The sequence below is a fragment of the Ruegeria faecimaris genome (assembly GCF_900182615.1).
Classification (GTDB): domain Bacteria; phylum Pseudomonadota; class Alphaproteobacteria; order Rhodobacterales; family Rhodobacteraceae; genus Ruegeria; species Ruegeria faecimaris.
The window spans coordinates 1-15,013 of sequence record NZ_FXTE01000010.1; the positions used below are offsets into that span (position 1 = coordinate 1).

A 15,013-nucleotide genomic window follows, 5' to 3' on the forward strand; every position below is an offset into this window, starting at 1 on the left:
GAACGCGCCGGAGCAATCACCCCCGTCCCCGGTGGCGTCGGCCCCATGACAATCGCATGCCTGCTGGCCAACACCCTGACCGCCGCATGCCGCGCTAACAAACTCCCCGAACCAGAAGGCCTGACGGCTTAAAACGAGGCCGCCGCTGTTCAAACTGCGGCTGTTCTTTTTTCCGTTCTGATTTAGGTAGGTATTGGCGACCTTTTAGGTCGTAACTAGTGCATGGTGATCGTATCCATTGGCGTGTCGCCTACCAATTCCCTCCGATCCCCCCTACTACGAGCGTTGTGTGAATCCGGACCGCCACGCTCAGGCGAGATTGAGTGCCTGCCAAACAGCCCGGCTGCAGCCCATCAGGCACGTCAATTCGCAAGGCCGTCCTCAGAGCGCGAGATAGCCGATTCCGGCAAACGCGACGACACAACCAAGCCACTGGCTTGGTGACATACGCTCTTTCAAGATTGCCCAGGCAAGGACAACAGTCAGTAGTCCAAAAACCGAAGCCGCGACGGATGCATATTGGGCATTGGGCAACCTACCGGCCGCGACCACACTGAGAATTGCGACCGCATCCAGTAAACCCATTAAGCACAAAAGGGGCAGTGCTTTTGTGCCGGGCCAAATCGACTTGCGAGACGCAAAAGCTATCGCTGCCAGAACCAGAATTGCCGTAAGTCGACCGATTAGAGACACGGTGTATTCGTCGCTGATCTCTGCCGCGTATTGCCCCAGGGCAAATGCTGCGGCGAACCCGGTTGCGGCCAGCAAAGACAAGACAATGGTTGGGCCACGGGCAGGGTAGGTTGTCTCGGTTTTGTCTGAGCGGGCTGCGACGATGGATACTCCGAGGCCGATCGCAATTACGGCCAACCAGTGCCATGCACTGACAGTCGAGCCGCGCCAAATTGCGACGGTGACGGACAAGACCGGATAGCTGGCAACTAGCGGCGCAACCAATCGCACGGGCCCCCGATGAAAAGCCTCGTACATGCTGAGCCCGGCCAAGAGGTAAAAAAAACCTGCTGCAATCGCATAAGCCATCGCGTTGCCCGACATGGGGTTGATGTCGCCCCAGGCTGCAACCATCCCGATCTGCAGGATGGCACCAAAGAGTAACACAAACATAAGCGAGGCGACCACGCTGACGGACTGGCTGATATAGCGGACCGAGAGATCATGAATGCCCCAGCACAACGCAGCTAGCAACCCGAGTGCAAGGGCGCTCATGTAAGGGAAGATTGTTGTAGTGTCGACCATATTGGCATGTGTTCGGTCCCAGATATCAACAGCGCCAAGATGTCACTGTTGATAAACTAATATTCCTGTTATGCAATAAATTAGGCACTGGAGACCCGGAGAATCCACTATGTCCTCGGCTTTGGATCAACTTGGAGGCGAAGAGAGCCTGCGCGCGCTTGTCGAACAATTTTATGATCGAATGGAGGCCGATCCGGCTGTGTATTCCTTGCACCGGCTGCATTTTCGGGGTCACGGATTGAACCATACAAGGCAAGCACAGTTCGAGTTCCTCAGCGGTTTTTTGGGCGGCCGAGCTTATTACCGGGAACGATTTGGCCACATGGATTTACGGGAAATACATGCCCATGTGCCTATTCGCGAGGCCGATGCAGAGCTTTGGCTGGAAACCTTTGACGCCGCTTTGGAAGATTGTGAACTGCGCGGCCCGGCGGTGGATAAGATGCGAACCTCCCTGCGACGTGCGGCATTGATGCTTGTTAACGACGTTCCCGACTGGCGCATCGAGGTGGATAGGAAAAAAGGACAAGAAGTCCCAGAATAGGCTATTTGCAGGGTCTCGAAATCAGTCGTCAAACAACCAACCGTTCAGATTAGATGAAGCGGTCTTAAGTATTGAACGTCATAGAGATTTGCTCGATCGCGATATCGTCGTTTAGGTGTCATCTTTTGCACAGCACCCTTAGCCCATGCCCTGATTGACTGCTTTTCGGCCGCAAGCCAGGGATGGTTCCGATTTCCCAGACAACCAAGGGGCTGCCCAAAGCAGCTGTGCAATGCGGGGATTGGGTTCCCGTCTTAAAGGCGCACAATTTCAACGGAATCCCCGTTTGACGATATGTGTGCAAAAGACGCGCCGCGATCTTCGCCCGGCGCGTGTTGACTGAAAAAACATCCCGGCGTGATCGTTGTTGGTTAATGAACAACAAGGCCGCGGCACAGGCCGCAACCTCGATGTCTTCCAGTTTTACCGGATCAGATATCCAGCGTGTTTTCCTTTTCCCAGCGCGAGAAATGCGACACGAAGGAATTCCACTCCTGATGCTTCATCTTCAGGAAAGCAGACGAGAATTCGGCGCCCATCATGCCCTTCAGGTCTTTGTCTTTGTCGTATTCGCGCAGTGCATCAAGCATGTTCAACGGCAACTTTGGTGCTCCGCGCACTTTATGGCCTTCGGCATACATATCGATATCCCAGCGCTTGCCAGGGTCTGCTTTGGATCGGATACCTGACAGTCCAGCCGCAATGATCACGGCCTGAAGCAGGTAGGGGTTGGTTGCTCCGTCCGGCAGACGCAATTCAAACCGCCCGGGGCCGGGCACACGCACCATGTGAGTCCGGTTGTTGCCCGTCCATGTCACGGTGTTGGGCGCCCATGTTGCACCCGACATCGTCCGCGGCGCGTTGATGCGTTTGTAGCTGTTCACCGTGGGGTTGGTGATCGCGGCCAGTGCTGACGCGTGCTTCATGATGCCACCGAGGAAGTGCTTGCCACGCTCTCCCAGACCAACCTCACCGGTCGGGCCGTCGCCCTCGCCTGCAAACACGTTGGTCTTGGCCGCATCGCCTGGCGCATCCCAGACCGAGATATGCGCATGACAGCCATTACCGGTCAGGCCTTCCACCGGTTTCGGCATGAATGTCGCACGCAGCCCATGTTTTTCAGCAACCGATTTGGTCATGAACTTGAAGAAAGAGTGTTTATCAGCAGTGCGCAGAACGTCGTCAAATTCCCAATTCATCTCGAACTGGCCGTTGGCGTCCTCGTGGTCGTTCTGATAAGGTCCCCAGCCCAGTTCCAGCATGTAGTCACAGATTTCACGCACGACATCATACCGGCGCATCACGGCCTGTTGGTCATAGCAAGGCTTTTCAGCTGTATCGAAAGGATCGCTAATCTGTTCTCCGTCCGGCGTCATCAGGAAGAACTCGGCTTCGATACCGGTTTTGACATGCATTCCTTCGCTTGCAGCTTCGTCGATCAGGCGGCGCAATACATTACGAGGGGCTTGCGCGACATCGCTGCCTTCCATAACGCAGTTGCCAGCAACCCAAGCCACTTCGGGCTTCCAGGGCAGCTGAATGACCGATGATGGGTCTGGAACTGCCAGCATGTCAGGATGAGCCGGTGTCATATCCAGCCAGGTGGCGAACCCGGCAAAGCCTGCACCATCTTGCTGCATGTCGGCAATCGCCTGCGCAGGAACCAGTTTAGCCCTCTGTCCACCGAACAGGTCGGTGAACGAGATCATGAAGTATTTGACGCCTTTTTCTTTTGCGAAAGCTGCGAGATCTGTCGTCACGATTGCTTTCCTTTCCCTGTTGAATTCTAGTTTTTCAAAGCAAAAACGCGGCCCCCATCAGGGAGCCGCGCAGCATCGGTTCAGAACCCTTCCTTGCCCGGGTACCAACTGGTGCCCGCCAAGGGGACACGCGCCATGGCGGCCGCCTCCATTGTCAGGGCACACAGGTCTTCAGGTTCGAGATTGTGCAGGTGATTGTGGCCACATGCACGCGCGATGGTTTGGGCCTCAAGCGCCATCACCTTCAAGTAGTTGCGCAGCCTGCGACCCGCAGCAACCGGGTCAAGACGCGCAGCCAGGTCGGGGTCTTGCGTGGTGATCCCTGCCGGGTCCTGACCTTCGTGCCAATCGTCATAAGCGCCAGTGGTTGTGCCCAGCTTCTGGTATTCGGATTCCCATTTGGGATCGTTGTCCCCAAGGGCCACCAGAGCAGCCGTGCCAATGGCAACTGCATCTGCACCCAGTGCCAATGCCTTGGCCACATCGGCCCCGGTGCGAATGCCGCCTGAGATGACCAACTGAACCTCACGATGTACGCCCAGATCCTGCAATGCCTGAACGGCAGGGCGGATGCATGACAGTGTTGGCAACCCGACATGTTCAATGAATACGTCCTGCGTCGCAGCGGTGCCGCCCTGCATGCCATCCATGACGACAACGTCCGCCCCGGCTTTCACTGCCAATGCAGTGTCGTAGTAGGGGCGCGTGGCGCCAACTTTCACATAGATAGGCACTTGCCAATCAGTGATTTCCCGAAGTTCGAGGATCTTGATCTCAAGGTCGTCCGGCCCTGTCCAGTCTGGATGGCGGCAAGCGGACCGTTGGTCAATGCCTTTGGGCAGGGTCCGCATCTCGGCCACACGGTCACTGATCTTTTGACCCAACAACATGCCGCCCCCGCCGGGTTTGGCGCCTTGGCCAACCACAATCTCAATCGCATCAGCCTTACGCAGATCGTTGGGATTCATGCCATAGCGTGAGGGCAGGTATTGATACACCAGCTTGGTTGAGTGGCCACGTTCCTCGGGCGTCATGCCTCCATCACCGGTGGTGGTTGACGTGCCCGCTGCGGATGCGCCGCGGCCCAGAGCTTCTTTCGCCGGACCGGACAACGCGCCAAAGCTCATACCCGCAATGGTGATCGGGATATCCAGCTCGATCGGCTTTTTGGCAAAGCGCGTGCCCAACGTTACTGAGGTATCGCAACGTTCCCGATAGCCTTCCAACGGATAGCGCGACACCGACGCACCCAGAAAGAGTAGATCGTCGAAATGAGGAACTTTCCGTTTGGCGCCACCGCCACGAATGTCATAGATACCTGTCGCAGCGGCGCGACGGATCTCAGCATTGATCGGATTGGTAAATGTCGCCGACTGAATCGGCAGGGTGCGGGGGATCTGATCGTCCATATCTTTCATACCCTTCTTCCTCAGTAAGCTGCGGAATTGTCGATGTCGAAATTGTAAAGCTGACGAGCCGAGCCATAGCGTTTGAACTCTTCCGGCTTGGCGTCGCTGCCAGCGCGGTCCAGCAGATCCCTCAGAATATCCAGATGCTCAGGGCGCATTTCTTTCTCGATGCAATCAGCACCGAGGCTTTTGACCGAACCACGCACGAACAGCCGTGCCTCGTAGAGTGAGTCCCCCAGCGCATCGCCCGCATCTCCGCAGACGACCAGATTTCCTGCCTGTGCCATGAAGGCGGACATGTGCCCGATATTGCCATGCACCACGATGTCGATACCTTTCATCGAAATACCGCAGCGCGAGCTTGCGTTGCCCTTGATGACCAGCAACCCACCATGGCCTGTGGCCCCGGCATACTGGCTGGCGTCGCCATCGACGATGACCTGGCCGGACATCATATTCTCAGCCACACCCGGACCAACTGAGCCTTGAACCTTGATGGTCGCCTGTTGGTTCATGCCGGCACAATAGTATCCGGTAGACCCCTTGACCGTCACTTCGATCGGCGCGTCCAGTCCGACAGCAATCGCATGGCTGCCTTTTGGATTTACAATTTCCCAGCTGGTTTGGTTGGTCTCGGCGTTTTGCGCCTGCAGGGACGAGTTCAATCCACGCAGTCCGTCTGCCTCTAAATCATAGGTCTGCATTTCAGGCGGCCTTTTCGTGAGTTGTGGGACTGTCGTTGTGCGACCAGAAATAAACGGTGGCTGGTTCAGGTTCCCAAACTCGGGCGTCTTCAATGCCCGGCAGGTTCACCAAGGCGCGGTATTCGCTGCCAAAGGCAACATATTGATCCGTTTCTGCCATCACTGCAGGCTTGCAAGCGATTGGGTCACGTACGACGCCAAACCCGTCTTTGGTCCCTACTACAAAGGTGAAAAACCCGTCCAGATCATCAATGCTGGATTCCAGAGCTTCCCCTAAAGTGGCGCCATTCATCATTTTCCAGGTCAGGTATGCGGCACCAACTTCGGTGTCGTTCTCTGTCTGGATGGTAACGCCTTCGCGGCGCAACTTGCGGCGCAACGAGTTGTGGTTGGACAGGGATCCGTTGTGAACCAGACATTGATCGGACCCCGTGTTGAACGGATGTGCGCCCATTGTTGTCACGGCGGATTCCGTCGCCATGCGTGTGTGTCCAATGCCATGAGTGCCGCTCATGCCGCTGAGGCTGAAGCGGTCTGCAACATCCTTGGGCAGGCCAACTTCCTTGTAGATTTCGAGGCTTTCGCCACGACTCATGATACGAACCGTCGGCCGGATTTCAGCCAGCGCGGCGCGCGCGGCTTCGAACTGACGGGCGGGAATTTCCAAGACGGCATGTGTATCATTGTCTGCCTGACCAACCGTCACGCCAAGACTTTTGCCTAGCTCATCAGCCAAGTCGACGAAGTCCGTTTCGGGGTTGGGGGACTGAACTGTAATCTTGGTTTTGCCATCGGACTCAGAGCCGTAGATTGCAATACCGGCACTATCGGGGCCACGATCTGTCATCGTGATCAGCATGTCTGTCAGCATATTGCCCAGTTGGGGCGCAAGAGACTGGTCTTTGAGGAATAATCCAACAATTCCGCACATGGCTGGCAGATCTCCTTATGTGTTTCATTATGATTCGACGGTACCAACAAATCAGTGGGACATCAATAATCATAGGAAAGTTTTTTTCCTAAGAGGCAATGGGCGCGACCTGTGTTTTTCGCGCCCATTGCAAGCATTCAAGGCTGGATCAATATCGCTCCAACTGTGCTTTCACCTTTTCTTCGTCACCGGTATGGCGCGCCTTTTCCAGGTGCTCAGCTTCGCGGACGAATTGGATGCGATGCCAGCCAACCCAGAAGACGACACCAATGATGACCATTAGAACTTCGTAACCTTGGAAGGGATAGACCGGCCCGACTTCGGCCAGATCCACGGCCCAGTTTGTATAACCATTCGTAGACATATCTTACTCCCTCATTTCACTGCTACGCCACGGGCGGCCAGTTCTTCTTTATCGGCTTCGATAATGGCAGCTTTGGCGTCCTCATAGGCATGGTGTTCAGCGTAATCGAGACCCTGAAGTTCAACTTCTTCCGGGATGCGCAGTACGCCGGCAGCGGATTGCATTTTCGCTAGAGCCCAGCCTGGCAGGAACCCAAGGACAAAGAACATGATGACCGCACCCGTGATCTGACCGATCGGGTTGATGGTTGCATAACCTTCATATGGTGACGAAGGCACGCCCCACAGGACAAAGCCCGCGATGACCAGCCCGACGACACCTGCATAGCCATGCACGGCTACAGCACCGACAGCATCATCCAGCTTGAACCGACGCTCTACCCAGTAGTGCAGATTATAGACGATCACGACGCCGATTGCGGCAATGATCATCGCTTGGATCGGGTGATACAAATCGTTTCCAGCAGACGCGGTGATGATACCGGCCAGACCGCCCGAGAAGGTCCAGAAGGCATCTCCCTTCGAGACGACATAGGCTGCCATCAACCCGCCCGACAGCGACATCAGGAAGTTGAACGTAATCGCCGACAGCGTGGTCGGGGCCAGATAGATGTTGGTTGCAGTCCAGGTGGCGCCAACGATCTGACCGTCGATAACCTCGGGCGAGATTACCGGAACGTTACAGGCGGCATAGAAGCCCCAGAACCCGGTATAGATCAGGAAAATTCCGATGGTCAGCAACCATGGATTATGCGGAGGAATATCCCGCGGCGTTCCATCTTTGGCGAACTTGCCAAGTCGTGGACCCAGTACCATGATCACACCAAGTGCGTAACCACCTGCGATTGCATGGATAACGCCTGACGCATATGCATCGTGATATCCCAAGATGCGCACCATCCAGCCACCATAGTGCCAGCCCCAAGCAGCGTCGATGATCCACCAGACGGACCCGATCATGACTGCATGGACCCACAAAGCTGATGACCTGATCCGTTCGATCACTGAACCAGAAACGATCGAGGCAGCCGTCCACGAGAACAGAAGGAACGCGGCCCAGAAGACCCCTGTGATTCTGTCGTCCAAATTGGTTGCCATTGTGTTCGCCCACGGTAGATTTGCGGCACCTGCTTCGGTGTCGAGACCGCCCCAGAACGGAAAGTTCGGGAACGCCCAGTAGATCCACCATCCAAAGAAGAAGAACGTGACCGTCACCAGCGGGATGATCATGATGTTTTTCATCAATGTGTGCATATGGTTACGGGCCCGGCTGGCGCCGACTTCGTACATGCAAAAGCCCACATGGATGAGGAACATGAAGACGACCGTTACCCAGTAATAAAACTCGGTAAAGACCGTCGTAAGTGCATTTAGATTGCCATCCACTTCGTAGTCTCCCTGTTGTTGCAGCAGGAGGTCTTTCTGCGAAGCATTTCCTGCTGGGAATAATTGTATACTAAGGGGACAATCTCATTGGCGACCTGTCAATAGATATGTGGGGCAAACATCTTTAAGGTCGGTGCTTGATGTATGTCCTCACACGTCAAAAAACGCACTAAGCCACAGATAAAGAAAAGAAATATCAATATTCTCGAATGTTCTTAGGGTGCAAAAATTGCAGGCAAATATTCCCAACAGGAAAAAATTCTGCACACAAGTGTTGATTTTCAACCCAACATCGGCCTCAATATGGGCAACAAAAATGATCAACGGGAGAACCGAACCATGGCCATTCTTTGGAGGACGTCGGCCCTTGCGCAGCGCCACGCCCAGATCGGCGGCGAGCTTGAAGACTGGAACGGGATGGGGACTGCTTGGTTCTATGACCAAAGCCCTGAACGTGCCAAAGCTGACTACGAAGCAATTCGAACCAAAGCTGGTCTTATGGATGTTTCCGGCTTGAAAAAGGTTCACGTGGTTGGTGAGGATGCCGCCTATGTCATTGATCGTGTCACCACGCGGAACGTCGAAAAGATCATGCCGGGGCGGTCGACCTATGCCTCAATCCTGAATGCCGAAGGCAAGTTTGTTGATGATTGCATCATCTATCGCCTGTCGGTGAACACGTGGCTGGTGGTGCATGGCACAGGCACAGGAATGGAGCAGCTGACATCCGTGGCGGCGGGTAAGAATTGTTCGGTCATCTTCGATGATGACATGCATGACATGTCGCTGCAGGGTCCGGTGGCTGTAGACTTCCTGGCTAAGCACATCCCCGGAATTCGCGATCTGGCCTATTTCGGCATCATGCAGACCAAGCTATATGGCTGCCCGGTGATGATTTCGCGGACCGGCTATACCGGTGAGCGCGGGTATGAGATCTTCTGTCAGGCCAAGCACGCCGTTCACTTGTGGGACAGCATTCTGGCTGATGGCAAGGATATGGGCATCGTCCCGGTCCAGTTCTCGACGCTCGACCTGTTGCGCACCGAAAGCTACCTGCTGTTTTACCCCGGCGACAATTCCGAAACCTATCCGTTCGATGGCGATACCTGCGGCGATACACTGTGGGAACTGGGCCTGGATTTCACTGTCTCACCTGGAAAAACCGGCTTTATCGGCGCCGAGAACCACTATGCATCGCAAGGCAAAGAGCGGTTTAAGATCTATGGCGTCAAACTGAACGGCACGACGCCGGCGGATGAAGGCGCGGATCTGCTGCAAAACGGCGAGAAAGTCGGCGTTGTCACCTTCGGCATGTATTCTGATATCAATGGTCACAATGTGGGTATCGCGCGGATGCCGGTCGCATGTGCATCACCCGGCACCAAGCTGACGGTGCGTAACGGCGATGGGACAGAAATAACGGCAACTGCGGAAGAGATGCCGTTCTACGATCAGGACAAATCGATCAGAACCGCAAAGGGCTGAGTTTCAGGGGGCGCGACGGACACACCGTGGCGCCCTTTTCCTATTGAGGGCACAATGTCAAAGTTCGAATTTCCCAAGTCAATCGCAAGCCGCCCGGTCTGGGGCACGCTAGAGGTTCGCCAGGGCGAACATCATCTCATGATAGCCGAGGCTGAAGGGGCCGAAGCCATTCTCGACATCGCAACACCTGACCTGATGGCCAAAACCCATCTGATCTATATCCCGAAAGGCACGGATTTCGCGGAAAAGCTAAGGGCATTGAACCCTGCTCAGTTCTATGAAGGCCCGTCTTTCGAGGCGTCTCTGCCGCGCATTCGTCGGGTTCTGGAGGACGCGCATATGGGATTGCAGGTCTACCTGACCGGCACCGAAGGCATGATGGGGCAGGCCATGAATGAAGTGATGGCTGTGGGTCTGCCACACACGGCGATCCAGACCGAACATCGCGGATCGGTCGCCCGTCGGATGCAATGCGTGCATTGCAAGGGCATCACCGAAGACGTCGAGATTGACCCGTTTGTCTGTTCACATTGCGGCTTAAACCTGTTTGTGCGCGATCACTACTCCCGCCGTCTTGCCGCCTATCAGGGCGTCCGTATCGACGCCGAGGATCATGGTAATGTGCCCGAGTCGAAGGGGATTTACGAATGAGCGGTGCTGAGAAAATTCAGGTCAAGGTGACCGAGATCACTCCGCTGAACGAATTGGTGACGCGGTTCCGGTTCGAACGTATCGACGGCACGCCATTACCAACCTTTTCGGGCGGGGCACATACTGTGGTCGAAATGAAGGATGGTGCCATTACACGGCTTAACCCCTATTCGTTGATGTCGGATCCGTTTGATCAGTCATCTTATACAATTTCGGTTCGACGCGATGATGAGGGCAGGGGGGGGTCGCTGTTCATGCACCGCCAGGTCAAGCTGGGCGACGAGATGACCATCAGCTATCCGGTCAACTTGTTTTCACTGGACTTGCGCGCCCGCAAGCATCTGTTTCTGGCCGGTGGCATCGGGATCACCCCGTTTCTGGCGCAGATCAAACAGTTGGAATTGCTGCACGGGCATTGGGAGTTGCATTACGCGTGCCGAAACACTGCCTTGGCATCTTATGCTGAGCAACTGACAGACAGGCATCCGAACGAAACCCATCTGTACTATGACGATCAGAGCCAGGCGATCGATCTGAAAAATCTGCTCAGCGGGCAACCCTTGGGAACGCATGTGTATGTGTGTGGTCCAAAGGGCATGATCGACTGGGTCCGAAACACGGCTGCCGCCGAAGGCTGGCCCGAAGATTGCGTGCACTACGAAGAGTTCCTGGCGCCTCAGCCCGGCAAACCGTTCGAGGTGCGCTTGGCGGCATCGGATAAGGTCATTCATGTGGGTGAAAACGAAAGCCTGTTGGAGGCCATCGAACGTGAAGGCGTGGACGCACCGTATCTGTGCCGCGGTGGGGCCTGCGGTCAGTGCGAAACCGTTGTGCTCGACCATGAAGGTAATTTCGTTCACCGCGATCACTGGCTGACCGGCGAAGAAAAGGCCGCGGGCAAGAAAATCATGCCCTGTGTATCGCGCTTCGAGGGCAAGTCCCTCGTGCTGGACCGTTGAGAGGAGGCCCAACATGACCATTCAATTCAACGACGAATCCTTCCGCGATGACTATACGTTTCACAACTCGGACTGGGCGATCAAACGCTTTCCGTTTCCGTTTCACGAAGACAGCTATATGTATTCGGTCAACATGGAACAGCATCGCGGCGGGCCCAAAGGATCGGTCTACGAGATGCGGTTCGACGTCGACGAACACTATGTGTCCGAGATGAAAGACCGCGCCATGGTATTGGATCAGGATCCGTTGCGCTGCCAGTCACTGCCGCATATGACTTTGGCCGGTTGGGACTTGCTAGAGCTGATCATGGTCAGCAAATCCGAAGACTATCCCGATCTGTTCGAACTGCATCGCAATGGCAACCAGTGGCGCTGGGTCAACAAACCGATGGGCATTGATCACAGCTTTACCTTCATGGACGAAACCACGCTTCCGTACGGGCCGATGGAATACATCACCCGTCAGGCACAGGGTGATTTCGCCGTGCTGGATCAGCGTGACGAGATGCTGTGGATGGACGCGGGAATGGTGACGACCCAAGCGGATTGGAGCCTGGATTTTGACATCGGAATGAACTTTTTCGAATGGCACGCGCCGGTTCCCAAAGCCCATGAAATGGGCATTTTCCAACGCGCCCTGAAATTCCTGCTGAACATTCAACAGGGTGCCCCGGCACGGCGTCTGAATTGGACTATGACAGTGAATCCGCTGCTGGATACCAGCCCGGAAAACTATCACAAATGGGGTATCCAGAAGACGACGCTGACACCTGAAAACATAGCGCACAAACAGTATCTGCGGGTCGAGTTGCAAACCTTTTTCCGCCTACCGCGTTCCAACGCCCTGGTGTTCCCGATCCGCTGCTACCTGTGTAGTTTTCAGGACCTGATGACCGTACCCAAATGGGGCCGTCGTCTGCATCGGGTCATCCGGGACCTGCCGGTCGAGCTGGCAACCTATAAAGGGTTCATCGATAACCGCCCCATGATGTTGGACTATCTCAGCCAGTTTGACGACGGGTTGCCCACGTCTCCGGGGATCTGGCCGGATTTGGAAACGGAACCACCTTTGTCTAAGTAAGCGAGACTTGCGAAATTTCTCAACTCATATGATTGATCCGGTCGAAGCGCCTTGGCTCATCTCGAGTGACGATTTTGCTTTGTATGACGTGCTTGCGCTGCTTCGCGCGTCATTTCAGTACATGGATGCCCGGATCGACCCTCCGTCTTCTATCCATAGTCTGAACGTGGAAGGAATGCAGGTGCATTGTCAGGGTGGCGGCGAGATCTGGGCCGTTGGGCGACCACTTTTCGCGTGTATGTTTCTGACGCCCAAGCCCGACAGTTTGTACCTTGGAAAGCTTGCGGTGAAGGATGGATTGCGGGGTCAGGGTATCGGCCGCAGGTTGGTGGATCATGCTGTACGCCGTGCTGCAGAGCTTGGCTTACCTGCGCTGGAACTGGAAACACGCGTGGAACTTACTGAAAACCATCGCGTATTTTCGAGGCTGGGGTTCACGATCGTAAGCACGGGCAGTCGCGAAGGTTATGACAGACCCACAGATTTCTTATTGCGCAAACCGATCAGTTTGTCTGCGGATAGCTGATCACTGATATATACCGCGCCGGCAGACTGACAAGCCGTTCGGGCCCATGCGGAGCATCTGCATCAAAGAACAGGGTATCGCCGGGTTTTAGCGGGTAAATCTGGTCCCCGTGGCGGTAATCCACCTCACCGTCCAGCATGTAAATCGTCTCGATCCCGCCATGTTGGAAAGTTGGGAACACATCTGATTCAGCGGTCAGGGTAATCAGATACGGTTCTACGATCACGCCGGATCCGTTGGCACCAATATGTCCCAACAGGTTATACTGATGGTTCGCACGTGTTCCTTCACGCTCCAGTTCGACGCCTTCTCCTGCTTTTGTATGAACCGCCTCGCGGCGTTCTTCAAACTGCCGGAAAAAGCTTGTCAAAGGAACCGAAAGCGCATCCGCCAGCGATTGCAGAGTCGTCAATGACGGCGACGTATTTCCGTTTTCGATCTTGGACAGCATGCCAATCGACAGGCCGGTCAACTGGGCCAGCTCTGCGACCGTTATGTTCTGCTGTTTGCGAAAGGCACGAACCTCGCGGCCGATGGCAACTTCAAGAACTTTCTCTCTGTCACCCGAACGAACGGAATGTGGGTCCTGCGTCAGGTTTGCTGCCATTTCTTTGTCGCGTTTTTTCAATTTCATTCTTTCAACGTCTTGCTACACGTGTCCAAACCGGTTCTGCAAGCAGGCGCGGCGCAATACCCAATTCTATTCGGATTACCATAGCATCAGTTTTTCCTGATAGTAATATAATCATGCTGACAGAAAACAGAATAGAGATCGGATTCTCACTGTTTGACGGCTTTCACGGCTCTGACGCCGATGTCCTAAATCAAGGTTCGGCAGCTGTGGCAAGGATGCTTGGTACACCAGAACGTCTTAGGTTTTGACCCTTTCATCGGGCACTTCCACAGGAGACCTCAACCAGCGACGCGGATTGACGCCGATCACCCTTAAGAACTCGCGGTTGAAGTTCGACTTGGTGTTAAACCCGCTGGCCAGCATCGCCTCGGTCACCGATTTTCCAGTCTTCATTACGGCGCAAGCGTGAGAAATCCGATGCCTATTGATGTAGCGAGACACATTCTCGCTTTTGCCTTTGTTGATTGCGCTTGAAAGCTGCTTTTCTGGAACCTGCAATTTTCGGGCCAACCGGGCCAGTGTGAGATCGGGATCGAGATATGGCTTATGTGTTTCCATATAGGCGTCGAGCTTTTCGACAATAGCGGTGTCACGGGTTTTATCTTGCTTGGAATACGCATCGCGCGTGTCAGAACCAATGCTCTGGCTTTCGATTGCATGCGATAGGCTGAGCGCCCCTAATATGAGCAATGTGATTGCGGAAAACAGGCTTGGCAGCCAGAGCAAGACCTCGGTGTCTCCTGATGCAAGGCGGACTGCAATGAATATGTCGCTGCCTGCTGAGGCGATCAAAGCGATGGCCAGAACACGCCAAACCCAAACAATCATGCGCCCGTTTTCTAAGCGGCTATGGGGCAAACAATCTTCGCCGCGCAAGAGCATAAACGCGATGGCGATACCGTATGCCGCAAAGAGAAAGGGGATCAACACGTCCAGCGCTTCGGGTTGGGTTGCCAGAAAACTTATCGCAAGGGCCGGACCTACCGCATGCAAATACAAGTCCTGTCTGCGCAGATAACCCACCGAGGCCTGACGAAAGGACAGCCACGCGGATGCGGCAATTACAGTCGCAAGAATGGGCTGAACGACCCTGAGACCCGTAAAGCCATAATATTGCACAAGCGCGATAACCGCACTTTGTGCTGCGCAGCATCCGATGAGGACCAAAAGCGTGGGATGGGTTTTGCGGGTCAGAAAGCGATGTAAAAGAAAGCCCGAAAGCAGCAGGGCAGTAATCATTGGGATTGGTAGAACTGGCATCAGGGGGGTCCGTTTTCGTCTGTCATAGGACCTAAATCCTGATCTGCGCGACCTTAAACCGGA

15 protein-coding genes and 1 pseudogene are annotated in these 15,013 nt (G+C 54.9%); 7 read left to right on the forward strand and 9 right to left on the reverse strand.

Annotated elements, in window-relative coordinates; translation table 11 throughout:
• Nucleotides 1-132 (forward strand): annotated as a pseudogene (locus tag FN806_RS14690) (bifunctional methylenetetrahydrofolate dehydrogenase/methenyltetrahydrofolate cyclohydrolase); the annotation flags it as partial.
• A 249-nt stretch (nt 133-381) separates the two neighbouring features.
• Here FN806_RS14690 and FN806_RS14695 read toward each other — a convergent pair.
• Nucleotides 382-1,227, reverse strand: a complete 846-nt coding sequence (locus FN806_RS14695) for a DMT family transporter (protein ID WP_142638470.1) — start codon at nt 1,225-1,227, stop codon at nt 382-384.
• A 139-nt stretch (nt 1,228-1,366) separates the two neighbouring features.
• Between FN806_RS14695 and FN806_RS14700 the strand changes: the two genes are divergently transcribed.
• Nucleotides 1,367-1,801, forward strand: a complete 435-nt coding sequence (locus tag FN806_RS14700) for a group II truncated hemoglobin (RefSeq protein WP_142638472.1) — start codon at nt 1,367-1,369, stop codon at nt 1,799-1,801.
• A gap of 431 nt (nt 1,802-2,232) precedes the next feature.
• Here FN806_RS14700 and glnT read toward each other — a convergent pair whose 3' ends face one another.
• From glnT to FN806_RS14730, 6 genes are all read right to left on the reverse strand, one after another.
• Complete coding sequence (glnT, locus tag FN806_RS14705) at nt 2,233-3,561, reverse strand: type III glutamate--ammonia ligase (protein ID WP_142638474.1); 1,329 nt, start codon at nt 3,559-3,561, stop codon at nt 2,233-2,235.
• Between the two features lie 80 nt (nt 3,562-3,641).
• Nucleotides 3,642-4,970, reverse strand: a complete 1,329-nt coding sequence (locus FN806_RS14710) for an FMN-binding glutamate synthase family protein (protein ID WP_142638687.1) — start codon at nt 4,968-4,970, stop codon at nt 3,642-3,644.
• A gap of 20 nt (nt 4,971-4,990) precedes the next feature.
• Entirely contained in the window at nt 4,991-5,674 is a 684-nt protein-coding gene (locus tag FN806_RS14715; protein ID WP_142638476.1) for a GltB/FmdC/FwdC-like GXGXG domain-containing protein, read from the reverse strand.
• Nucleotide 5,675: 1 nt separating this feature from the next.
• Nucleotides 5,676-6,605 carry a class II glutamine amidotransferase gene (locus FN806_RS14720; protein WP_142638478.1) on the reverse strand — a complete coding sequence of 310 codons (930 nt, stop codon included), beginning with the start codon at nt 6,603-6,605 and terminating at the stop codon, nt 5,676-5,678.
• A gap of 148 nt (nt 6,606-6,753) precedes the next feature.
• Nucleotides 6,754-6,969: a hypothetical protein gene (locus tag FN806_RS14725; RefSeq protein WP_142638480.1), complete on the reverse strand. Its 216-nt coding sequence runs from the start codon at nt 6,967-6,969 to the stop codon at nt 6,754-6,756.
• Between the two features lie 11 nt (nt 6,970-6,980).
• Nucleotides 6,981-8,354, reverse strand: a complete 1,374-nt coding sequence (locus FN806_RS14730; protein ID WP_142638482.1) for an ammonium transporter — start codon at nt 8,352-8,354, stop codon at nt 6,981-6,983.
• 339 nt (nt 8,355-8,693) lie between these two features.
• On the opposite strand from FN806_RS14730, the gene FN806_RS14735 reads away from it, so the two are divergent.
• From FN806_RS14735 to FN806_RS14755, 5 genes are read left to right on the forward strand one after another with little or no spacing between them, the layout of a single operon-like run.
• Nucleotides 8,694-9,839 (forward strand): aminomethyl transferase family protein, encoded by a 1,146-nt coding sequence (locus FN806_RS14735; protein WP_142638484.1) that lies wholly within the window; start codon nt 8,694-8,696, stop codon nt 9,837-9,839.
• Between the two features lie 54 nt (nt 9,840-9,893).
• Nucleotides 9,894-10,490, forward strand: a complete 597-nt coding sequence (locus FN806_RS14740; protein ID WP_142638486.1) for a dimethylamine monooxygenase subunit DmmA family protein — start codon at nt 9,894-9,896, stop codon at nt 10,488-10,490.
• Entirely contained in the window at nt 10,487-11,449 is a 963-nt protein-coding gene (locus tag FN806_RS14745; protein WP_142638488.1) for a PDR/VanB family oxidoreductase, read from the forward strand. The genes FN806_RS14740 and FN806_RS14745 overlap by 4 nt, the downstream gene beginning before the upstream one ends.
• Nucleotides 11,450-11,462: 13 nt before the next feature.
• A complete protein-coding gene (locus FN806_RS14750; protein WP_142638490.1) occupies nt 11,463-12,530 on the forward strand; it encodes a heme-dependent oxidative N-demethylase family protein in 1,068 nt (355 codons plus the stop codon).
• 28 nt (nt 12,531-12,558) lie between these two features.
• The gene (locus tag FN806_RS14755) at nt 12,559-13,056 is read left to right on the forward strand and encodes a GNAT family N-acetyltransferase (protein WP_142638492.1); all 498 of its coding nucleotides are present in this window, start codon (nt 12,559-12,561) and stop codon (nt 13,054-13,056) included.
• On the opposite strand, the gene FN806_RS14760 is transcribed toward FN806_RS14755, so the two are convergent.
• Nucleotides 13,034-13,690 carry a helix-turn-helix domain-containing protein gene (locus tag FN806_RS14760; protein WP_185956716.1) on the reverse strand — a complete coding sequence of 219 codons (657 nt, stop codon included), beginning with the start codon at nt 13,688-13,690 and terminating at the stop codon, nt 13,034-13,036. The genes FN806_RS14755 and FN806_RS14760 overlap by 23 nt on opposite strands.
• 237 nt (nt 13,691-13,927) lie before the next feature.
• Nucleotides 13,928-14,950 carry a helix-turn-helix domain-containing protein gene (locus FN806_RS14770; protein WP_142638497.1) on the reverse strand — a complete coding sequence of 341 codons (1,023 nt, stop codon included), beginning with the start codon at nt 14,948-14,950 and terminating at the stop codon, nt 13,928-13,930.
• Nucleotides 14,951-15,013 lie beyond the last annotated feature (63 nt).